This window comes from Cellulosimicrobium sp. NPDC030954, from assembly GCF_055571305.1.
In genome coordinates, this window is the sequence record NZ_JBVIFN010000007.1 from 39056 (window position 1) to 56561 (window position 17506).

Annotated in this window: 16 protein-coding genes; all 16 read left to right on the forward strand. The window is 74.7% G+C overall.

The genetic code is table 11. From position 1 onward, the window contains the following. The first annotated feature begins 89 nt into the window (after positions 1 to 89). Complete coding sequence (gene smc / locus ACZ402_RS14425; RefSeq protein ID WP_375824358.1) at positions 90 to 3647, forward strand: chromosome segregation protein SMC; 3558 nt, start codon at positions 90 to 92, stop codon at positions 3645 to 3647. A 150-nt stretch (positions 3648 to 3797) separates the two neighbouring features. Continuing rightward, on the forward strand, positions 3798 to 4178 hold the full coding sequence (locus ACZ402_RS14430; protein WP_375824359.1) for a hypothetical protein: 381 nt from the start codon (positions 3798 to 3800) through the stop codon (positions 4176 to 4178). 74 nt (positions 4179 to 4252) lie between these two features. After that, the gene (gene ftsY, locus ACZ402_RS14435) at positions 4253 to 5425 is read left to right on the forward strand and encodes a signal recognition particle-docking protein FtsY (protein WP_375824360.1); all 1173 of its coding nucleotides are present in this window, start codon (positions 4253 to 4255) and stop codon (positions 5423 to 5425) included. A 215-nt stretch (positions 5426 to 5640) separates the two neighbouring features. Further along, positions 5641 to 6954 (forward strand): ammonium transporter, encoded by a 1314-nt coding sequence (locus ACZ402_RS14440; RefSeq protein WP_375824361.1) that lies wholly within the window; start codon positions 5641 to 5643, stop codon positions 6952 to 6954. Next, complete coding sequence (locus ACZ402_RS14445; protein WP_375824362.1) at positions 6951 to 7289, forward strand: P-II family nitrogen regulator; 339 nt, start codon at positions 6951 to 6953, stop codon at positions 7287 to 7289. Before ACZ402_RS14440 ends, ACZ402_RS14445 begins: the two co-directional genes overlap by 4 nt. Before the next feature lie 16 nt (positions 7290 to 7305). Further along, positions 7306 to 9168, forward strand: a complete 1863-nt coding sequence (locus ACZ402_RS14450) for a [protein-PII] uridylyltransferase (RefSeq protein ID WP_375824363.1) — start codon at positions 7306 to 7308, stop codon at positions 9166 to 9168. 124 nt (positions 9169 to 9292) lie between these two features. Further along, positions 9293 to 10903, forward strand: coding sequence for a signal recognition particle protein (gene ffh / locus ACZ402_RS14455; protein ID WP_375824364.1), 1611 nt, complete (start codon positions 9293 to 9295; stop codon positions 10901 to 10903). A gap of 160 nt (positions 10904 to 11063) precedes the next feature. Further along, a complete protein-coding gene (locus tag ACZ402_RS14460; RefSeq protein WP_375824365.1) occupies positions 11064 to 12188 on the forward strand; it encodes an amidohydrolase family protein in 1125 nt (374 codons plus the stop codon). A 169-nt stretch (positions 12189 to 12357) separates the two neighbouring features. Continuing rightward, positions 12358 to 12795, forward strand: a complete 438-nt coding sequence (rpsP, locus tag ACZ402_RS14465; RefSeq protein ID WP_375824366.1) for a 30S ribosomal protein S16 — start codon at positions 12358 to 12360, stop codon at positions 12793 to 12795. After that, complete coding sequence (locus ACZ402_RS14470; protein WP_024840519.1) at positions 12795 to 13034, forward strand: RNA-binding protein; 240 nt, start codon at positions 12795 to 12797, stop codon at positions 13032 to 13034. Before rpsP ends, ACZ402_RS14470 begins: the two co-directional genes overlap by 1 nt. Positions 13035 to 13175: 141 nt before the next feature. Further along, positions 13176 to 13772 carry a ribosome maturation factor RimM gene (rimM, locus tag ACZ402_RS14475; RefSeq protein WP_375824367.1) on the forward strand — a complete coding sequence of 199 codons (597 nt, stop codon included), beginning with the start codon at positions 13176 to 13178 and terminating at the stop codon, positions 13770 to 13772. A gap of 1 nt (position 13773) precedes the next feature. Continuing rightward, a complete protein-coding gene (trmD, locus tag ACZ402_RS14480) occupies positions 13774 to 14595 on the forward strand; it encodes a tRNA (guanosine(37)-N1)-methyltransferase TrmD (RefSeq protein WP_375824368.1) in 822 nt (273 codons plus the stop codon). A gap of 275 nt (positions 14596 to 14870) precedes the next feature. Continuing rightward, the gene (gene rplS / locus ACZ402_RS14485) at positions 14871 to 15230 is read left to right on the forward strand and encodes a 50S ribosomal protein L19 (protein WP_253051275.1); all 360 of its coding nucleotides are present in this window, start codon (positions 14871 to 14873) and stop codon (positions 15228 to 15230) included. A gap of 162 nt (positions 15231 to 15392) precedes the next feature. Next, a complete protein-coding gene (lepB, locus tag ACZ402_RS14490; RefSeq protein WP_375824369.1) occupies positions 15393 to 16223 on the forward strand; it encodes a signal peptidase I in 831 nt (276 codons plus the stop codon). Further along, the gene (locus tag ACZ402_RS14495) at positions 16220 to 17083 is read left to right on the forward strand and encodes a ribonuclease HII (RefSeq protein ID WP_375824371.1); all 864 of its coding nucleotides are present in this window, start codon (positions 16220 to 16222) and stop codon (positions 17081 to 17083) included. Before lepB ends, ACZ402_RS14495 begins: the two co-directional genes overlap by 4 nt. Before the next feature lie 37 nt (positions 17084 to 17120). Then, positions 17121 to 17420 (forward strand): DUF2469 domain-containing protein, encoded by a 300-nt coding sequence (locus ACZ402_RS14500; protein WP_024840525.1) that lies wholly within the window; start codon positions 17121 to 17123, stop codon positions 17418 to 17420. Positions 17421 to 17506 lie beyond the last annotated feature (86 nt).

Sequence of the window (17506 nt, forward strand, 5' to 3'; positions counted from 1 at the left end):
TCTCGCGTCCCGGCACCCGCGCCGACGGCGTCCGGCCGCGCGGGCGCAGATCCGCGGGTTCGTCGGGGGCCGCCACTAGGCTCGGGTCCGTGCACCTCAAGACCCTGACGCTGCGCGGCTTCAAGTCGTTCGCGTCCGCGACGACGCTGAGCTTCGAGCCCGGGGTCACGTGCGTCGTCGGGCCGAACGGCTCGGGCAAGTCCAACGTCGTCGACGCGCTCGCGTGGGTCATGGGGGAGCAGGGCGCCAAGACGCTGCGCGGCGGCAAGATGGAGGACGTCATCTTCGCCGGGACCTCCGGGCGGCCGCCGCTCGGGCGCGCCGAGGTCTCCCTGACGATCGACAACACCGACGGCGCGCTGCCGATCGACTACACCGAGGTGACGATCTCCCGCACGCTGTTCCGCAGCGGCGGCTCCGAGTACGCGATCAACGGCGCCGCGTGCCGCCTCCTCGACATCCAGGACCTCCTCTCGGACTCCGGCCTCGGCCGGGAGATGCACGTGATCGTCGGGCAGGGACAGCTCGACGCCGTCCTGCGCGCGACGCCCGAGGACCGGCGCGGCTTCGTCGAGGAGGCCGCGGGCGTCCTCAAGCACCGCAAGCGCAAGGAGAAGGCGCTCCGCAAGCTCGACGCGATGCAGGCCAACCTCACGCGCCTCGCCGACCTCACGACGGAGATCCGCCGCCAGCTCGGCCCGCTGGGCCGCCAGGCCGAGATCGCCCGCAGGGCCGCGACGATCCAGGCGGACCTGCGCGACGCCAAGGCCCGGCTGCTCGCGGACGACCTCGCGCAGCTCACCGCGACCCTGGAGCAGGAGATCGCGGACGAGGCGGCGCTGCGCACCCAGCAGGCCGAGGTCGAGCGGGCGCTCGCGGCGGCGCGCGACGCGCTCGGTCGGCTCGAGCGCGACGCCGCCGAGGCCGCGCCTGCGCTCGGCGCCGCGACCGACGTCTGGTTCCGGCTGTCGTCCCTGCGCGAGCGCCTGCGGGGCACGCAGACGCTCGCGGAGGAGCGGGTCCGCCTGCTCGGCCGCCCGGAGCCGGCCCAGCGCGGCCAGGACCCCGACGAGCTCGAGGCCCAGGCGGAGCGCGTGCGCGCGACCGAGGCCGAGCTCGAGGCGGAGGTCGCCCGCGCGCGGGAGGCGCTCGCGGCGGCCGTCGCCGACCGCGAGGACGTCGAGCGCTCTGCCGGGGACGCCGAACGCGCGGTCGCGACCCTGCTCCGCGGCGCGGCCGACCGCCGGGAAGGCCTCGCGCGCCTCGCGGGGCAGGTCGCCGCGCAGCGCACCCGGGTCGAGGCCGCGGAGGCGGAGATCGGGCGGCTCCGCGAGTCGCTGGCGGAGGCCGAGCACCGCGGCACCCGGGCACGCACCGACTTCGCGGTGCTCGAGACCCAGGTGGTCGGCGCCGAGGAGGGCGAGGAGGGCCTCGACGCCGAGCACGAGGCCGCGGCCGACGACGTCGAGCGGACGACGTCCGCCGTGCGGGCGCTGGAGGACGAGGCCACCGCCGCGGACCAGGAGCGTGCCACGTGGAGCGCGCGGATCGAGGCGCTGGAGCTCAGCCTGGACCGCAAGGACGGCGCCGGCGCGCTGCTCGCGGCCGACGGCGTCGGGGTCGTGGGGTCGCTCGCCGCGCTGCTCGGCGTCGAGGCCGGGTACGAGGACGCCGTGGCCGCGGCGCTCGGCCCCGCCGCGGACGCCGTCGCCGTCGAGTCGGTCGACGCGGCCGTCGACGCGCTGCGCTACCTGCGGACCGAGGACGCCGGCCGGGCGGGCCTCGTCGTCGCCGTCGACGGGGCGGACGGGAGCGAGCGCGACGCGGTCGAGCTGCCCGACGGGGCGCGCTGGGCCGTCGACCTCGTGACGGCGGGCGGGGGCGTCGGGTGCGCCGTGCGCGCCCTGCTCACGGACGTCGCCGTCGTCGACGACCTCGCGCACGCGCGCGCCCTGGTGGCGCGCCACCCCGGCGTCGCGGTCGTGACGCGCGGGGGCGACCTGCTGTCGACGACGCGCGCGTGGGGCGGTTCGGCGTCGGCGCCGAGCGTGCTGCACCTGCAGTCCGCGCTCGACGAGGCGCGCACCGCCCACGACGACGCCGCGGCCCGCGGGGAGCGCGCGCGGTTCGCCCTGGTGGGGGCGCGCGACGCGGCGCAGGAGGCGCGCGCCCGCTACGACGACACGCTCGACCGGCTCAACGAGTCGGACGCCCAGCTCGCCGCCGTCGCGGAGCAGCTCGGCCACCTCGGCGCGACGGCGCGCTCGGCCGCCGCGGAGGCGGAGCGCGTGCGTGCCTCGCTCGAGCGCGCGTCGCAGGGGCTCGACGACGCGCGCGAGGCGCTCGCGAGCCTCGTCGAGCGGCTCGACGTCGCCGAGGCGGCGCCGGAGCAGTCGGAGGAGGCCGTCGCCGACGCGACGACGGAGCGCGACCGCCTCCTCGCGCTCGCCTCGACGGCCCGGACCACGGAGACCGAGGCGCGTCTCGCCCTGCGCACGAGCGAGGAGCGTGCGCGTGCGGTGGCCGGCCGGGCGCAGTCGCTCGCGCGGGCCGCCGCGGCGGAGCGCGAGGCGCGGGAACGGGCCGCGCGGCGCGAGGCCGCGCGGGTGCGGCAGGCCGAGCGCGCGTCGGCGGTGCGTGACGGCGCGGCGCGCGCCCTGAGCGCGGTCGACCGGTCGCTCTCCCGCGCGGGCGCGGAGCGCGAGGCCGCCGAGGCGGCGCGCGCCGAGCGCGACGCCGCCGTGACCGCGGCCCGCCGCGAGGTCGACGACCTCGCCTCCCGGCTGCGCGAGCTGACCGACGTCGCGCACCGGGACGAGGTGGCGCGCGCCCAGCAGCAGCTGCGGATCGAGCAGCTCCAGGCACGCAGCGTCGACGAGCTCGGCCTCGACCCGGCCGTCCTCGTCGAGGAGCTCGGCCCGCACCGGGACGTCCCGGTCGCGTCGGACGACGACGAGCCGCGCACGGTGCCCTACGACCGCGCGGCCCAGGAGAAGCGGCTCCGCGCCGCCGAGCGCGACCTCGGTCGGCTCGGCAAGGTCAACCCGCTCGCGCTCGAGGAGTTCGCGGCGCTCGAGGAGCGGCACAAGTTCCTCGCGGACCAGCTCGCCGACCTCAAGAAGTCCCGCGCCGACCTCCTGGAGATCGTCAAGGAGATCGACGAGCGGGTCGAGCGGGTGTTCGCGGACGCCTACCGCGACACCGCCGAGCAGTTCGAGCGGGTCTTCGCTCGGATGTTCCCCGGCGGCGAGGGGCGGCTCGTGCTCACGGACCCGGACGACATGCTCACGACCGGGATCGAGGTCGAGGCGCGGCCGGCGGGCAAGAAGGTCAAGCGGCTCTCGCTGCTGTCCGGCGGCGAGCGCTCCCTCACCGCGGTCGCGCTCCTCGTCGCGATCTTCAAGGCGCGGCCGTCGCCGTTCTACGTCATGGACGAGGTCGAGGCCGCTCTGGACGACGTCAACCTCGGTCGTCTCCTCGAGATCTTCCGGGAGCTCCAGGAGGACTCGCAGCTCATCGTCATCACGCACCAGAAGCGCACGATGGAGATCGCCGACGCGCTCTACGGCGTGACGATGCGCGGCGACGGCGTGACGACGGTCATCAGCCAGCGGATGGACGAGGCGCGCGAGGAGGTCCCGGTGTGAGGGGACTCACGCCGGCAGGGGGCACGACCGCGACCTGGGTGAATGCTGGAGAAACGTTGGAATTCCGGGCCTTGTGAAGATGTGGTGCCGATCGGACGGCACGGCGTGGCGCGGGTCGCGCCGCGTGCGCCGACCCGGATACTGGACCTCATGGTCTGGATGTTCGTGTGGCTGGGACTCACGCTCGGCGTCGCCGCCGTCGTGTTCCTGTTCGCGAGCGTCGTCGCGCGCTCGGAGGCCCAGGCCACGGGTGCGCAGGGGGACCGGTCCGGCGAGCAGGGGATGCGCGCGTTCTGGCGCGACTTCCGCTCGGGGCTGCGTCGGCGCCGCCGCCGCGGGAACCTCGACGCGCACCACGTCGGGACCGTGCGCATGCCCCGGCCGGTCGACACGAGCATCGACGACTTCTTCACCGCGACCGAGGTGACGTCGCGCGCGTACGTCGACGCGGAGGAGCTGACCGACGTCCTGCACCGCGCGCGCGAGCGCGTGCGGCCGCTGCACACGGGGGAGCGACCCCCGCAGGCGTGACGCACACTGCGACGCGCGCGCGACCAGCGTGCGACCACCGCGTGGCCTCCGCCCGCGTCTGAGAGACTTCCGGGGTGAACGACCTCCTCCCGCTCTGGATCGTCCTCGGCGTCCTGCTCCTCGTCGGCCTCGTCACGTTCGGGACCGTGTCGGTCCGCCGGCGTCGCCGCGACGTCGTCGAGCCCCCGCCCTCCGCACCGGCCGCGCCGCCGGAGACCCGCGAGGCCGTGACGGCGCCGCCCGGCGCCGACGTCCAGGCCCCGCCCGTCGAGGAGGCGGCCCCCGCCCCGACGGTCGAGCGCCCCGAGCCCGTCGGCGGCCGCCTCGTCCGGCTCCGTGAGCGGCTCGCGCGGTCCGGCTCGCCGCTCGGTGCGCGGCTCCTCTCCGTGCTCTCGCGCGACCACCTCACCGAGGACGACTGGGACGAGCTCGAGGAGACGCTCCTGCTGGCCGACGTGGGCGCCGGTCCTGCCGGTGAGCTCATCGACGCGCTGCGCACCAAGGTCCGCGTCCTCGGCGTCCGGGACGCCGCGAGCGTCCGCGACCTGCTCCGCACGGAGCTCGTCGCGCTCGTGGACCCCTCGCTCGACCGGTCGCTCGCGACGTCCCCCCACGCCGGGGAGGACGGGAGCCCGGTGCCGGCCGTCGTGCTCGTCGTCGGCGTGAACGGGACGGGCAAGACGACGACGGTGGGCAAGCTCGCGCGCGTGCTGGTCGCGGAGGACCGCAGCGTCGTGCTCGGCGCGGCCGACACGTTCCGCGCCGCGGCGGCGGACCAGCTCGAGACCTGGGGCTCGCGCGTGGGCGTCCCGACCGTGCGGTCCGACCGCGACGGCGCGGACCCCGCCGCCGTCGCGTTCGACGCCGTGCGCCGCGGTCGCAGCGAGGGCGCCGACGTCGTGCTCGTCGACACGGCCGGACGGCTCCAGAACAAGCAGGGCCTCATGGACGAGCTGGGCAAGATCCGGCGCGTGATCACCAAGGAGGCGCCGCTGTCGGAGGTGCTCCTCGTGCTCGACGCCACCACCGGGCAGAACGGCCTCAACCAGGCGCGCGTGTTCGGCGAGGTCGCCGGCGTGACGGGCATCGTCCTGACGAAGCTCGACGGGACGGCACGCGGAGGAATCGTCGTCGCGGTGCAGCGTGAGCTGGGCGTCCCCGTGAAGCTCGTCGGGCTGGGGGAGGGGCCGGACGACCTCGCGCCGTTCGACCCGGAGCAGTTCGTCGACGGGCTCCTCGGCGACTGAGGGGCTTCTCGCCCCGGGTCACGATCGTGTCACGCTGTGATCACGAGGGTGTCGCGATCCGGACGCCGCGCCGCCCCCGCACGGGGGTGAAACGGAACGTTTACGTCCGAGCGGCGCTTGTCACACCCGCGTAACACGGTGACACCGCGGGGGAAACCCGCCCGCACCACCGTAGTCCCCGACCGGCCGCCCGGCTGGCGAGGGGAGATGATCCGATGGAGTGGGACACCGGGGCAACCGCGTGGATGCTGACCTCAGCATCCCTCGTGCTCCTGATGACGCCCGGACTGGCGTTCTTCTACGGCGGCATGGTCCGCGCCAAGTCCGTGCTGAACATGATGATGATGTCGTTCGGCGCGATGGCCGTCGTGGGCGTCGTCTACGTGCTGTGGGGCTGGTCGATGTCCTACGGCGAGGCCGGGACGGGCGGCCTCGTCGCCAGCCCGTTCGCGCAGTTCGGACTCTCGGGGGCGATCACGGACGCCGACGGCAGCGCCGTGGCGAGCACGCTCGGCAACTACCCGAACGTGGTGGACGTCGCGTTCCAGGTGACGTTCGCGATCATCACGGTCGCGCTCATCTCGGGGGCGCTGGCCGACCGCGTGAAGTTCGGCACCTGGCTCACCTTCACGGCGATCTGGGTCACCGTGACGTACTTCCCGCTCGCCCACATGGTGTGGGGCGGCGGCTTCCTCTCGGGCAACGAGAACGGGCTCGCGGCGAGAATCTTCGGCGTCACCGACGGCGCCGCCACGGTCGCGCCGATCGACTTCGCGGGCGGCACCGTCGTCCACATCAACGCCGGTGTCGCGGCCCTCGTGCTCGCGATCCTCATCGGCAAGCGCAAGGGCTTCGGCAAGGAGCCGATGCGCCCGCACAACCTGCCGTTCGTCATGCTCGGCGCGGCCCTCCTGTGGTTCGGCTGGTTCGGGTTCAACGCGGGCTCGGCCTTCGGGGCGAACGAGACCGCGGGCCTCGCCTGGGTCAACACGACGAGCGCCACCGCGGCGGGCATCATCGGCTGGCTCCTCACGGAGAAGATCCGCGACGGCCACGCGACGTCGCTCGGTGCGGCCTCCGGCGTCGTGGCGGGCCTCGTCGCGATCACCCCGGCCGCCGGGGCCCTCAACCCCGTCACGTCGATCGTCCTGGGCCTCGTCGCCGGCGCGCTCTCCGCCCTCGCGGTGGGCCTCAAGTACCGGTTCGGCTACGACGACTCCCTCGACGTCGTCGGCGTCCACCTGGTCTCCGGCCTCTGGGGTACCGTCGCGATCGGCTTCCTCGCCACCGACACGGGCCTGTTCTTCGGCGGCGGCGCGCAGCAGCTCGTCGTGCAGGTCCTCATCGCCCTCGTCGCGATCATCTTCTCGGCGGCCACCACGCTCGTCATCGGCCTGGTCCTCAAGGCCACGATGGGCTGGCGGGTCAGCGAGGACGCCGAGGTCGGGGGCATCGACCTCGCGGTCCACGGCGAGACGGCGTACGAGTCCATCCAGCAGGGCAGCGTCATCAAGGAGGTGCGGGCATGAAGCTCGTCACGGGAATCATCCAGCCGCACCGGCTCGACGACGTGAAGTCGGGGCTCGAGGCCGCGGGCGTGCGGGGCATGACGGTCAGCGAGGCCAGCGGCTACGGGCGCCAGAAGGGCCACACCGAGGTCTACCGCGGTGCGGAGTACACGGTCGACCTGGTGCCCAAGGTCCGCGTCGAGGTCCTCGTCGACGACGCCGACGCGGCCGTGGTCACCGAGGTGATCGTCAAGGCGGCGCAGACGGGCAAGATCGGCGACGGCAAGGTCTGGACGGTCCCGGTGGACGACGTCGCCCGCGTGCGCACGGGCGAGCACGGCCCCGGCGCCCTGTGAGGCGACGGACCATCGGATGACGGACCACGCCGACACCCCGACCACGGGCGGGGTCGCGGGGGGATCGGCGGGACGCCTCGGGCAGCAGCCGGGCGAGCAGAGCGCGGAGGTCCCGCACCCCGACGGGGTGCGGGACCTCCGCGCGCGGATGCTCGACGTCGCGCGGTCCATGAGCGGGCCCGGACGCAGCGGCGTCGCCCGCCGGGCCGCCGTCGTCGACCTCGTGACGTCGTCCCTGCAGGGCCTGTGGCGCGAGGCGACCGACGGCGTCGCGCCGGACGGCATCGCGCTCGCCGCGGTGGGCAGCCTGGGCCGGGGCGACATGGGGCCCGCGAGCGACCTCGACCTCGTCCTCGTCCACGACGGCCGCAGCCACGCGGCCGACGACGTGGCGCGCGTCGCCGAGCGCCTGTGGTACCCGCTCTGGGACGCCGGCGTCGACCTCGACCACGCGGTGCGCTCGCTCTCGCAGTGCCGCCAGGTGGCGTCCAAGGACGTCCCCGCGGCCGTCGGCTGGCTCGACGTGCGCGCGGTGGCCGGCGACGCCGTCGTCGTGCACCGCGCGTCCTCCGCGGTCCTCACCGACTGGCGCTCCGCGTCGCGCCGCCGCCTGCCCGACCTGCTCTCCTCGACGCGCGAGCGCGCGGAGCGGTCCGGGGAGCTGGCGTACCTCATCGAGCCCGACCTCAAGGAGTCGCGCGGCGGCATCCGAGACGCCGTCGTGCTCTCGGCGCTCGCGGCGACGTGGCTCACGGACCGTCCGCACGGGTCGGTCGACCGCGCGAACGCGCACCTCCTGGACGTGCGGGACACCCTGCAGGTCGTCACGGGCCGGCACACGAGCAGGCTCCTGCTGGCCGACCTCGACGAGGTCGCCGCGCTCTCCGGCTTCGACGACCCCGACGAGCTGCTCGCGAGCCTCGCGGCAGCGGGCCGCGAGGTCTCCTACGCGCTCGACACCACGGTCCGGCGCGCCCGCCAGGCGCTCCAGCGGCCGTCGGTCACGCGGCGTCCGGTGCTCGTCCGGGGGCGTCGGACGGCGCCCCGGCTGCGGTCCGTCGGCGACGGGCTCGTCGAGCACGACGGCGAGCTGGTGCTTGCCGTGGACGCGCACCCCGAGACAGACCCGATGCTCTCGTTGCGGGCCGCCGCCACCGCCGCGCGGACCGGCCTGACGCTCTCGCCCGTCTCGGTCGCGAGCCTCGCGCGGTGCCCGCCCCTGCCCGAGCCGTGGCCGCGGGCCGCGCGGGCGGCGTTCCTCTCTCTCCTCGGGTCGGGGCACGCCCAGGTCGCGGTGTGGGAGGCGCTCGACCTCGCCGGCGTCGTGACCACGTGGATCCCGGAGTGGGCAGGAGTGCGGAACCGTCCGCAGCGCGCCGCCGTGCACCGGCACACCGTCGACCGGCACCTCGTGGAGGTCGTGGCGCGGGCGGCCCGGGGCCGCAAGGACGTCGAGCGCCCGGACCTGCTCCTGCTGTCCGCCGTGCTGCACGACGTCGGCAAGCGCGCGGGGGCCGTCGACCACTCGGTCGAGGGCGCGCGCCTGGTGCCCGCGATCCTCGGCCGCATGGGCTTCGAGCCCGAGGTCGTGGCCGACGTGGAGCGTCTCGTGCGGCACCACCTGACGCTGTCCCGGCTCGCGGTGAGCGAGGACCCGGACGACCCGGCGACGGTCGCCGAGCTCGCGGACGCCGTCGACCACCGGCCCGACCTCCTCCGGGTGCTGCGCGCGCTCACCGAGGCGGACGCGTCGTCCCTCGGCCCGAGCGCGTGGACCGCCTGGCGTGCACGCCTCGTCGACGACCTCGTCGGGGAGACGCTGCGGGTGCTGGGGGCTGCGCCGAGGGACGTGCCGGGAGAACCGGACGCCGCCGGGTAGGCTGGTCCCTCGCGGACGGCCCGTCCTCTGCCAGCCCTGAACCGGACCAGGACCCGGACCCGGGCGACGGCAGGCGGGAGCGCCGACGCGGACGAGACTTCCGACGACTGGTGAGGATGACGCGGTGTTCAACACGCTGTCGGACCGACTGACTTCGACCTTCAAGAACCTGCGTTCGAAGGGCCGGCTGTCCGAGGCGGACATCGACGCGACGATCCGGGAGATCCGGCGCGCGCTGCTCGACGCCGACGTGGCGGTGCCCGTCGTGCGCGAGTTCAGCGCGACCGTGCGCGAGCGGGCGCTCTCGTCCGAGGTGTCGGGCGCGCTCAACCCGGCGCAGCAGGTCGTCAAGATCGTCAACGAGGAGCTCGTCGGCATCCTCGGCGGCGAGAGCCGCGGGCTGCGGTTCTCCAAGACGCCGCCGACGGTCATCATGCTCGCGGGCCTCCAGGGCGCGGGCAAGACGACGCTGGCCGGAAAGCTGGCCCTGCACCTGCGCGAGCAGGGGCACACGCCGCTCCTCGTCGCCGCGGACCTCCAGCGGCCGAACGCCGTCACCCAGCTCAGCGTCGTCGCCGAGCGCGCCGGGGTCCCGGTGTTCGCCCCGCACCCGGGCAACCAGAGCGGGGTCGAGGTCGACGACGTCATCGGCGACCCCGTCGCCGTCGCGCGCGAGGGCGTCGAGACCGCCCGCCAGCGCCAGCACGACGTCGTCATCGTCGACACCGCGGGCCGCCTCGGCCTGGACGCCGTCCTCATGCAGCAGGCGTCGGACATCCGCGACGCCGTGCAGCCCGACGAGGTCCTGTTCGTCATCGACGCGATGATCGGCCAGGACGCCGTCGCGACCGCGAAGGCGTTCGAGGAGGGCGTCGACTTCACGGGCGTCGTGCTCACCAAGCTCGACGGCGACGCGCGCGGCGGTGCCGCGCTGTCCGTGCGCGGCGTCACCGGGCGCCCGATCCTCTTCGCCTCGACCGGTGAGAAGCTCACCGACTTCGAGGCGTTCCACCCGGACCGCATGGCGTCGCGCATCCTCGACATGGGCGACGTCCTGACGCTCATCGAGCAGGCCGAGAAGGCGTTCGACGCCGAGCAGGCCGCCAAGATGGCGGAGAAGGTCGCCACGGGGCAGGACTTCACGCTCGCGGACTTCCTGGTGCAGATGCAGCAGATGAAGAACATGGGCTCGATGAAGAAGATGCTCGGGATGCTCCCGGGCATGGGCCAGATGCGCGAGGCGCTCGAGAACTTCGACGAGCGCGAGGTCGACCGCATCGAGGCGATCATCCGCTCGATGACCCCCGCGGAGCGCGACAACCCGAAGATCATCAACGGCTCGCGCCGCGCGCGCATCGCGCGCGGGTCCGGCGTGACCACGAGCGACGTCAACCAGCTCCTCGAGCGGTTCGCCGGGGCGCAGAAGATGATGCGGCAGATGAGCCGGGGCGGCGGCATGCCGGGCATGCCCGGCATGGGCAACCTGCCGGGCATGGGCGGCAAGAAGGCTCGCGGGCGCCAGGCGCCGCAGCGCAAGGTCAAGGGCAAGTCGGGCAACCCGGCGAAGCGCGCCGCGCAGGAGCGCGCGGCCGCCGCCCGCGCGGCGGGGGAGACCACCGGGCCGTCCGCGCCCGCCGGGTCGGCGTTCGGCGTCGGCAGCCCCGCCGAGCCGGCGCGCACGACGCCCGACGACCTCCAGCTCCCGCCGGGGTTCGAGAAGCTGCTCGGCCGCTGACCCGGCCGCCGCCCTCCGGGCGCGCCGGGTCGTGTCCCGGGTGCGTCCCGCAGCCGCTCGGTCGCCAGGTGGCGCTAGGTTATGTCCGTGGCACCCTCCGGTGCCGCCCCGTGCCCGCGAACCGGGCCGCCCGTCCTGACCGTCCTCACCCAGGAGCCGCATGTCCGCGCTGGAAGGCCCCACGCTGCACGTCCGCGGCCACGTCATCGTCGGCGACGACCGCGAGGTGGGCGACCTGTGGGTCAAGGACGGGCGGATCAGCCTCACACGACCGTCCGCCCAGGGCACCAACATGGTGGAGCTCGAGGGCTGGGCCCTGCCCGGCCTCGTCGACGTGCACTGCCACGTCGGCCTGGGCGCGCAGGGCGCGGTCGACGCGGCGACGGCCCAGGACCAGGCCCTCACGGACCGCGACAGCGGCGTCCTCCTGGTGCGCGACGCCGGCTCGCCGCTCGACACGCGGTGGGTGCACGGCCGGCGCGACCTGCCGCGGCTCGTGCGGGCCGGCCGCCACCTCGCGCGCCCCAAGCGCTATCTGCGGAGCTACGGGCTCGAGCTCGACGACGTCGCGCAGCTCCCCGACGCCGTCCGCCGCGAGGCGCGCCAGGGCGACGGCTGGGTGAAGATCGTGGGCGACTGGATCGACCGCGACCTCGGGGCCGACGGTGACCTGCGACCCCTGTGGCCCGACGACGTCCTCGCCGAGGCCGTCGCCGCCGCGCACGCCGAGGCCGCGCGCGTCACCGTGCACGCCTTCTCCGAGGAGGTGATCCCGTCCCTGCTCGCCGCGGGCGTCGACGGGATCGAGCACGGCACGGGGATCGATCCGGACCTCATGTACGAGATCTCCGAGCGCGGGATCGCGGTCACGCCGACCCTGCTGCAGGTCGGGCAGTTCGAGGCGATCGCCCGGCAGGCCGACGGGAAGTACCCGGTCTTCGCGGCGCGCATGCGCCGGCTCCACGAGCGCCGGTACGAGCAGGCCCGGGCGCTGTACGAGGCGGGCATCCAGATCCTCGTCGGGACCGACGCGGGCGGGACGATCGGGCACGGCCGCCTCGCGGACGAGTGCGCCGAGCTCGTGGCCGCCGGCATCCCCGACGCGGCGGTCGTCGCGGCGGCGAGCTGGCAGGGCCGGGAGTACCTCGGTTACACGTCGCTCGTCGAGGGCGCGTCGGCGGACTTCGTCGTGTACCCGCAGGACCCGCGCGAGGACGTCGGCGTCCTGCGCGCCCCGACGGCGATCGTGCTGCGTGGGGAGATCGTCGCCCCGCACGCCGGCTGAGCCGTCGCGCAGGTTGGTCCGGGCCGGTCCGGTCTGGCACAATGTCCCGGTACTCGGCGTGCCCCGGCCCCTCTCTCCGGCGCGTGCCGTGTCCTGAACCCCTTCCTCGTCCTGTCCCCACGGGACGGGTCCGGGTTCGCCCGAACCAGAACCAGGAGAGACCACCACTGTGGCCGTCAAGATTCGTCTGAAGCGTCTCGGCAAGATCCGTGCGCCGTACTACCGTGTCGTCGTCGCGGACTCGCGCACCAAGCGTGACGGTCGCGTGATCGAGGAGATCGGCAAGTACCACCCGACCGAGGAGCCCTCGTTCATCGAGATCACCTCGGACCGCGCCCAGTACTGGCTCGGCGTCGGCGCGCAGCCGACCGAGCAGGTGCTCGCGCTCCTCAAGATCACGGGCGACTGGCAGAAGTTCAAGGGCCTGCCCGGCACCGAGGGCACGCTCAAGGTCAAGGGCGAGAAGGTCGACCCGGCCGCCGCGATCGAGGCCGCCGCCGCGGACGCGGAGAAGGTCAAGGCCAAGGCTGCCGAGAAGAAGACCGAGGCTCCGGCCGAGGAGCCCGCCGACGCGGCCGACGAGGCCGCTGCCGACGAGCAGGCCTGATGATCGCCGAGGCGCTCGAGCACCTCGTGCGCGGCATCGTGGACAACCCGGACGACGTCCGGGTGAACGCGAAGACGCTGCGTCGCGGTGACCTGCTCGAGGTCCGGGTGCACCCGGACGACCTCGGCCGCGTGATCGGCCGCGGCGGGCGCACCGCCCGTGCCCTGCGCACGGTGATCGGCGCGCTCGCGACCGACGGGCCGGTCCGCGTCGACGTCGTGGACGTCGACCGCCGCTGAGGCCCGCACCATCGTGCCCCGCGAGGGGCCACGGGCAAGGCCCGGCCCGCCGACCGGCGGGCCGGGCCTTCCTGCATCCACCGCCCGACCCCGTGCCGACCCGGCACCATCCCGACCAGGACCACCGGAGGAGTGACGACCATGGAGCTGACCGTCGCGCGCGTCGGCAAGGCGCACGGACTGCGTGGCGAGGTCGCGCTCGACCTGCGCACCGACGAGCCCGAGGAGCGCCTCGCGGTGGGCGAGCGCCTGGAGACGCGTCCCGCGACGGCGGGCCCGCTGACCGTCGGGACCGTGCGGGTGCACCAGGGGCGGTGGCTCGTCGGCTTCGAGGGCGTCCGTGACCGCACCGCCGCGGAGGCGCTGCGCGGCGTCGAGCTCGTGGTCGAGGTCGAGGCGTCCGACGAGGAGGACGCGTGGTACCCGCACGAGCTGGTCGGGCTCCGCGCGGAGGACCCGGACGGCCGGGCCCTCGGTCGCATCGACGGCCTCGAGCACCTGCCCGCGCACGACGTCCTCGTGCTGCGCGAGACGGGCGGGGCCCGCACGCTCGTCCCGTTCGTCCGGCAGATCGTCCCGCTCGTCGACGTGGCCGGCGGCCGGGTCGTGCTCGACCCGCCGGGTGGCCTCCTCGCGTCGGACGCCGAGCGCCTGGAGGTCGCGGCGCCGGGCGCGGGCGACCCTGCGGACGACGGCGCGACGGGTTCGCAGGACGCCGCGGCCGACGGCGAGGCCTGACGTGCGGATCGACGTCGTCACGATCTTCCCCGACTACCTCGCCGCGCTCGACCTGTCGCTCGTCGGCAAGGCGCGTGCCGCCGGGATCCTCGACCTGCGCGTCCACGACCTGCGGGACTGGACGACCGACCGGCACCGCACCGTCGACGACACGCCGTTCGGCGGCGGGGCGGGCATGGTCATGCGCCCCGACGTGTGGGGCCGCGCGATCGACGACGTGGCGGGCCTCACGACGGGGACGGCCGACGGCGGCGGCGCGGGCGCGGTGCACCTGGTCGTGCCGACGCCGTCGGGCGAGACCTTCACGCAGCGCACGGCGGAGGCGCTCGCGACCGAGGAGCACCTCGTCGTCGCCTGCGGGCGCTACGAGGGGATCGACGCGCGCGTCGCCGAGCACTACCGGTCCGCTGGGATGCGGGTCAGCGAGCTGTCGATCGGCGACTACGTCCTCAACGGGGGAGAGGTCGCCGCGCTCGTGATGGTCGAGGCGGTCGGCAGGCTGCTGCCGGGCGTCGTGGGCAACCCCGAGTCGCTCGTGGAGGAGTCGCACGGCGCCGCGGGCCTGCTCGAGTACCCCGTGTACACGAAGCCGCCGGCGTGGGACGACCTCGAGGTGCCCGACGTGCTGCTGTCGGGCCACCACGCGCGGATCCACCGCTGGCGCCGCGACCAGGCCCTGCGCCGGACCGCCGCGCGACGGCCGGACATGGTGCGGGCGCTCGCCGTCGACGCGCTCGACCGGCACGACCTGGAGGTCCTCGCGGAGGCGGGGTGGACCGTCGTCGACGGTCGCCTCGACCGCGCCGCGCACGGCGCTCCCTGACGTCCGGTCGGCCGGGCGGCGGGTCCAGGACCGGCCGGGCTGCCGGCAGACCCTCCGGGTGTGGCAGAATGGTCGATCGGTGTGTGCCGCCCCGGAACCTCTGCCACAGGGGAGCCCGCGCCCGGATCCTCGGGCGGACTGGCACGACGGGTCGACGACCGCGAGGTGGTCGACCGTCCGCGCGCAGCACGGCACACCCCACCGACAGACGACGACGGCCCGGCGCGCCCGGGCCACGAGCACGCGTCCGACCTGTGGCGGACGAGGAGAAGCACATGCACACGCTGGACAGCGTCGACGCAGCATCGCTGCGCAGCGACGTCCCGGAGTTCCGCCCCGGTGACACGCTCAAGGTCAACGTCAAGGTCGTCGAGGGCACCCGCTCCCGCGTCCAGGCGTTCCAGGGCGTCGTCATCGCCCGTCAGGGCAGCGGGATCCGTGAGACGTTCACGGTCCGCAAGATCAGCTTCGGCGTGGGTGTCGAGCGCACGTTCCCCGTGCACTCGCCGTCCATCGACTCGGTCGAGGTCGTGACGCGCGGCGACGTGCGCCGCGCCAAGCTGTACTACCTGCGCGCGCTGCGCGGCAAGAAGGCGAAGATCAAGGAGAAGCGCGACACCGCGCCCGCTCGCTGATCGGCTGTCGGCAGACCGTCGACGGACCGTCGACTGACACTGCCGCTCCGCTCGTACGACGGCGGCCGTCCCCTCGGGACGGCCGCCGTCGTCGTCCCCGGACCCAGGGTCCGGGAGCCGGTCCGTTTCTCGGAAGTCGGCCGGAGGTGGCATTGTGAACGCGTGACCGACAGCGCCCCGCCCCGCGGCCCGCAGCCCGACGCCGGTACCGAGCGCGCGGCGCTCGGTCCTCGCGACGACGAGGAGACCCCGCAGCACGGGGAGCATCTCGCGGAGCCCGGTGCGCACCGGTCGGGCCGGGGGTCCGGTGAGCGCCCGGCGCGGAAGTCGTCGCTGCTGCGCGAGACGGCGATCATCGTGGTCAGCGCGCTGGTGCTGTCGCTGCTCATCAAGACGTTCCTGGTGCAGGCGTTCTTCATCCCGAGCGCGTCCATGGAGGACACGCTGGTCGAGGGCGACCGGGTGATGGTGTCCCGGCTCGTGCCGGGCGCGTTCGACGTGCACCGGGGCGACATCGTGGTGTTCAAGGACCCGGGCGGGTGGCTGCCGCCGCCGGTGCCGCAGGCCGAGAGCCCGGTGTCGGAGGCGGTGCGCGCGGCGCTGACCTTCATCGGTCTGCTGCCGCAGGACACCGGCGAGCACCTGATCAAGCGGGTGATCGGCACGCCGGGCGACCACGTGGTGTGCTGCGACGCAGAGGGGCGGGTGAGCGTCAACGGCGTGTCGGTCGACGAGACCTACATCAAGCCCGGCTCGATCCCCAGCCAGGACCCGTTCGACCGGACCGTGCCCGAGGACATGCTGTTCGTCATGGGCGACAACCGGCAGAACTCGGCGGACTCGCGCTACAACACGGGCAAGCCCGGTGGCGGGTTCGTGCCGATGGGCAACGTCGTCGGGACGGCGTTCGTCAAGGTCTGGCCGCTGTCCCACCTCGGTCTGCTGCGCAACCCCGGCGACGTGTTCGCCGACGTGCCCGAGGTGGAGCCGTGACGCTCGACGCCGTCGCGCCTCCCGCCGTTCCCGCGTCCGCCGAGGCGCCCGTCGCGCCGGCGGCACCGGCGCGCGTGCGCCGCGCGCCCGCGCGTCGTCGTCCGGACCTGCGTCAGGAGCGCGCGATGCTGCGCGACGGCGCCCGGCTCGTCGCCGGCATGGACGAGGTCGGCCGCGGCGCGCTCGCGGGCCCGGTCTCGGTGGGCGTCGTCGTCGTCGACCTCGCCACGAAGCCGTGCCCGCCCGGCCTCACCGACTCCAAGCTCCTCACCGCGGCCGCGCGCGAGGCCCTCGTGCCGCTCGCGCGCTCGTGGTCGGTCGCGTGGGCCGTGGGGCACGCCGGCCCTGCCGAGATCGACGCGCACGGCATCGTCGGCGCGCTGCGCCTCGCGGGCCGCCGCGCGCTCGCCCAGGTGCGCCGCACGGTCGGCGACGTCGACGCGGTCCTCCTGGACGGCAAGCACGACTGGCTCAGCCGCCCGTCGGCGGTCGACCTCTTCGAGGCGTTCGACCTCGACCCGCACGACGACGAGCGGATCGTCGACCCGCGCGTGCGCACGCTGGTCAAGGCCGACCTCCAGTGCGCGTCGGTCGCCGCGGCGAGCGTGCTCGCGAAGACCGAGCGCGACGGCCTCATGACCAGCCTCGCGCGGCAGTACCCCGCCTTCGGGTGGGACCAGAACAAGGGCTACGGCGCGGCGGCGCACGTCGAGGCCCTGCGCGAGCACGGCCCGACGCCGCAGCACCGCCGGTCCTGGCGGCTGCCGGAGCGGGGCGACGAGGCCCTCGACGCCCCCGCGTACGGCGAGCCCGTGGACGTCCTCGAGCTCGACCCCGACGCCGGCCTGCCCACGAGCTGAGGCGGGCGCGGAGCGCTCGATGGTCCATGATGGAGGCGTGAGCGCCGAAGACCTCGAGAACTACGAGACCGAGATGGAGCTCGCGCTGTACCGCGAGTACCGCGACGTGGTGGGCCTGTTCTCGTACGTGGTGGAGACCGAACGCCGCTTCTACCTGGCGAACCAGGTGGACCTCCAGGTGCGGTCCGCCGCGGGCGAGGTGTACTTCGAGCTGCGGCTCGCCGACGCGTGGGTGTGGGACGTGTACCGGTCGGCGCGGTTCGTGAAGTCGGTCCGCGTGGTGACCTTCAAGGACGTCAACGTCGAGGAGCTCGCGAAGGCGGAGCTCCAGCTCTGACAGCTCTGACCGCGGTCCTGGCCGTCCACAAGGCCGCTTCCTCGTAGTCCCGTCCACAGGCGGTCGCGGGTCGCTGGCGCCGCTCC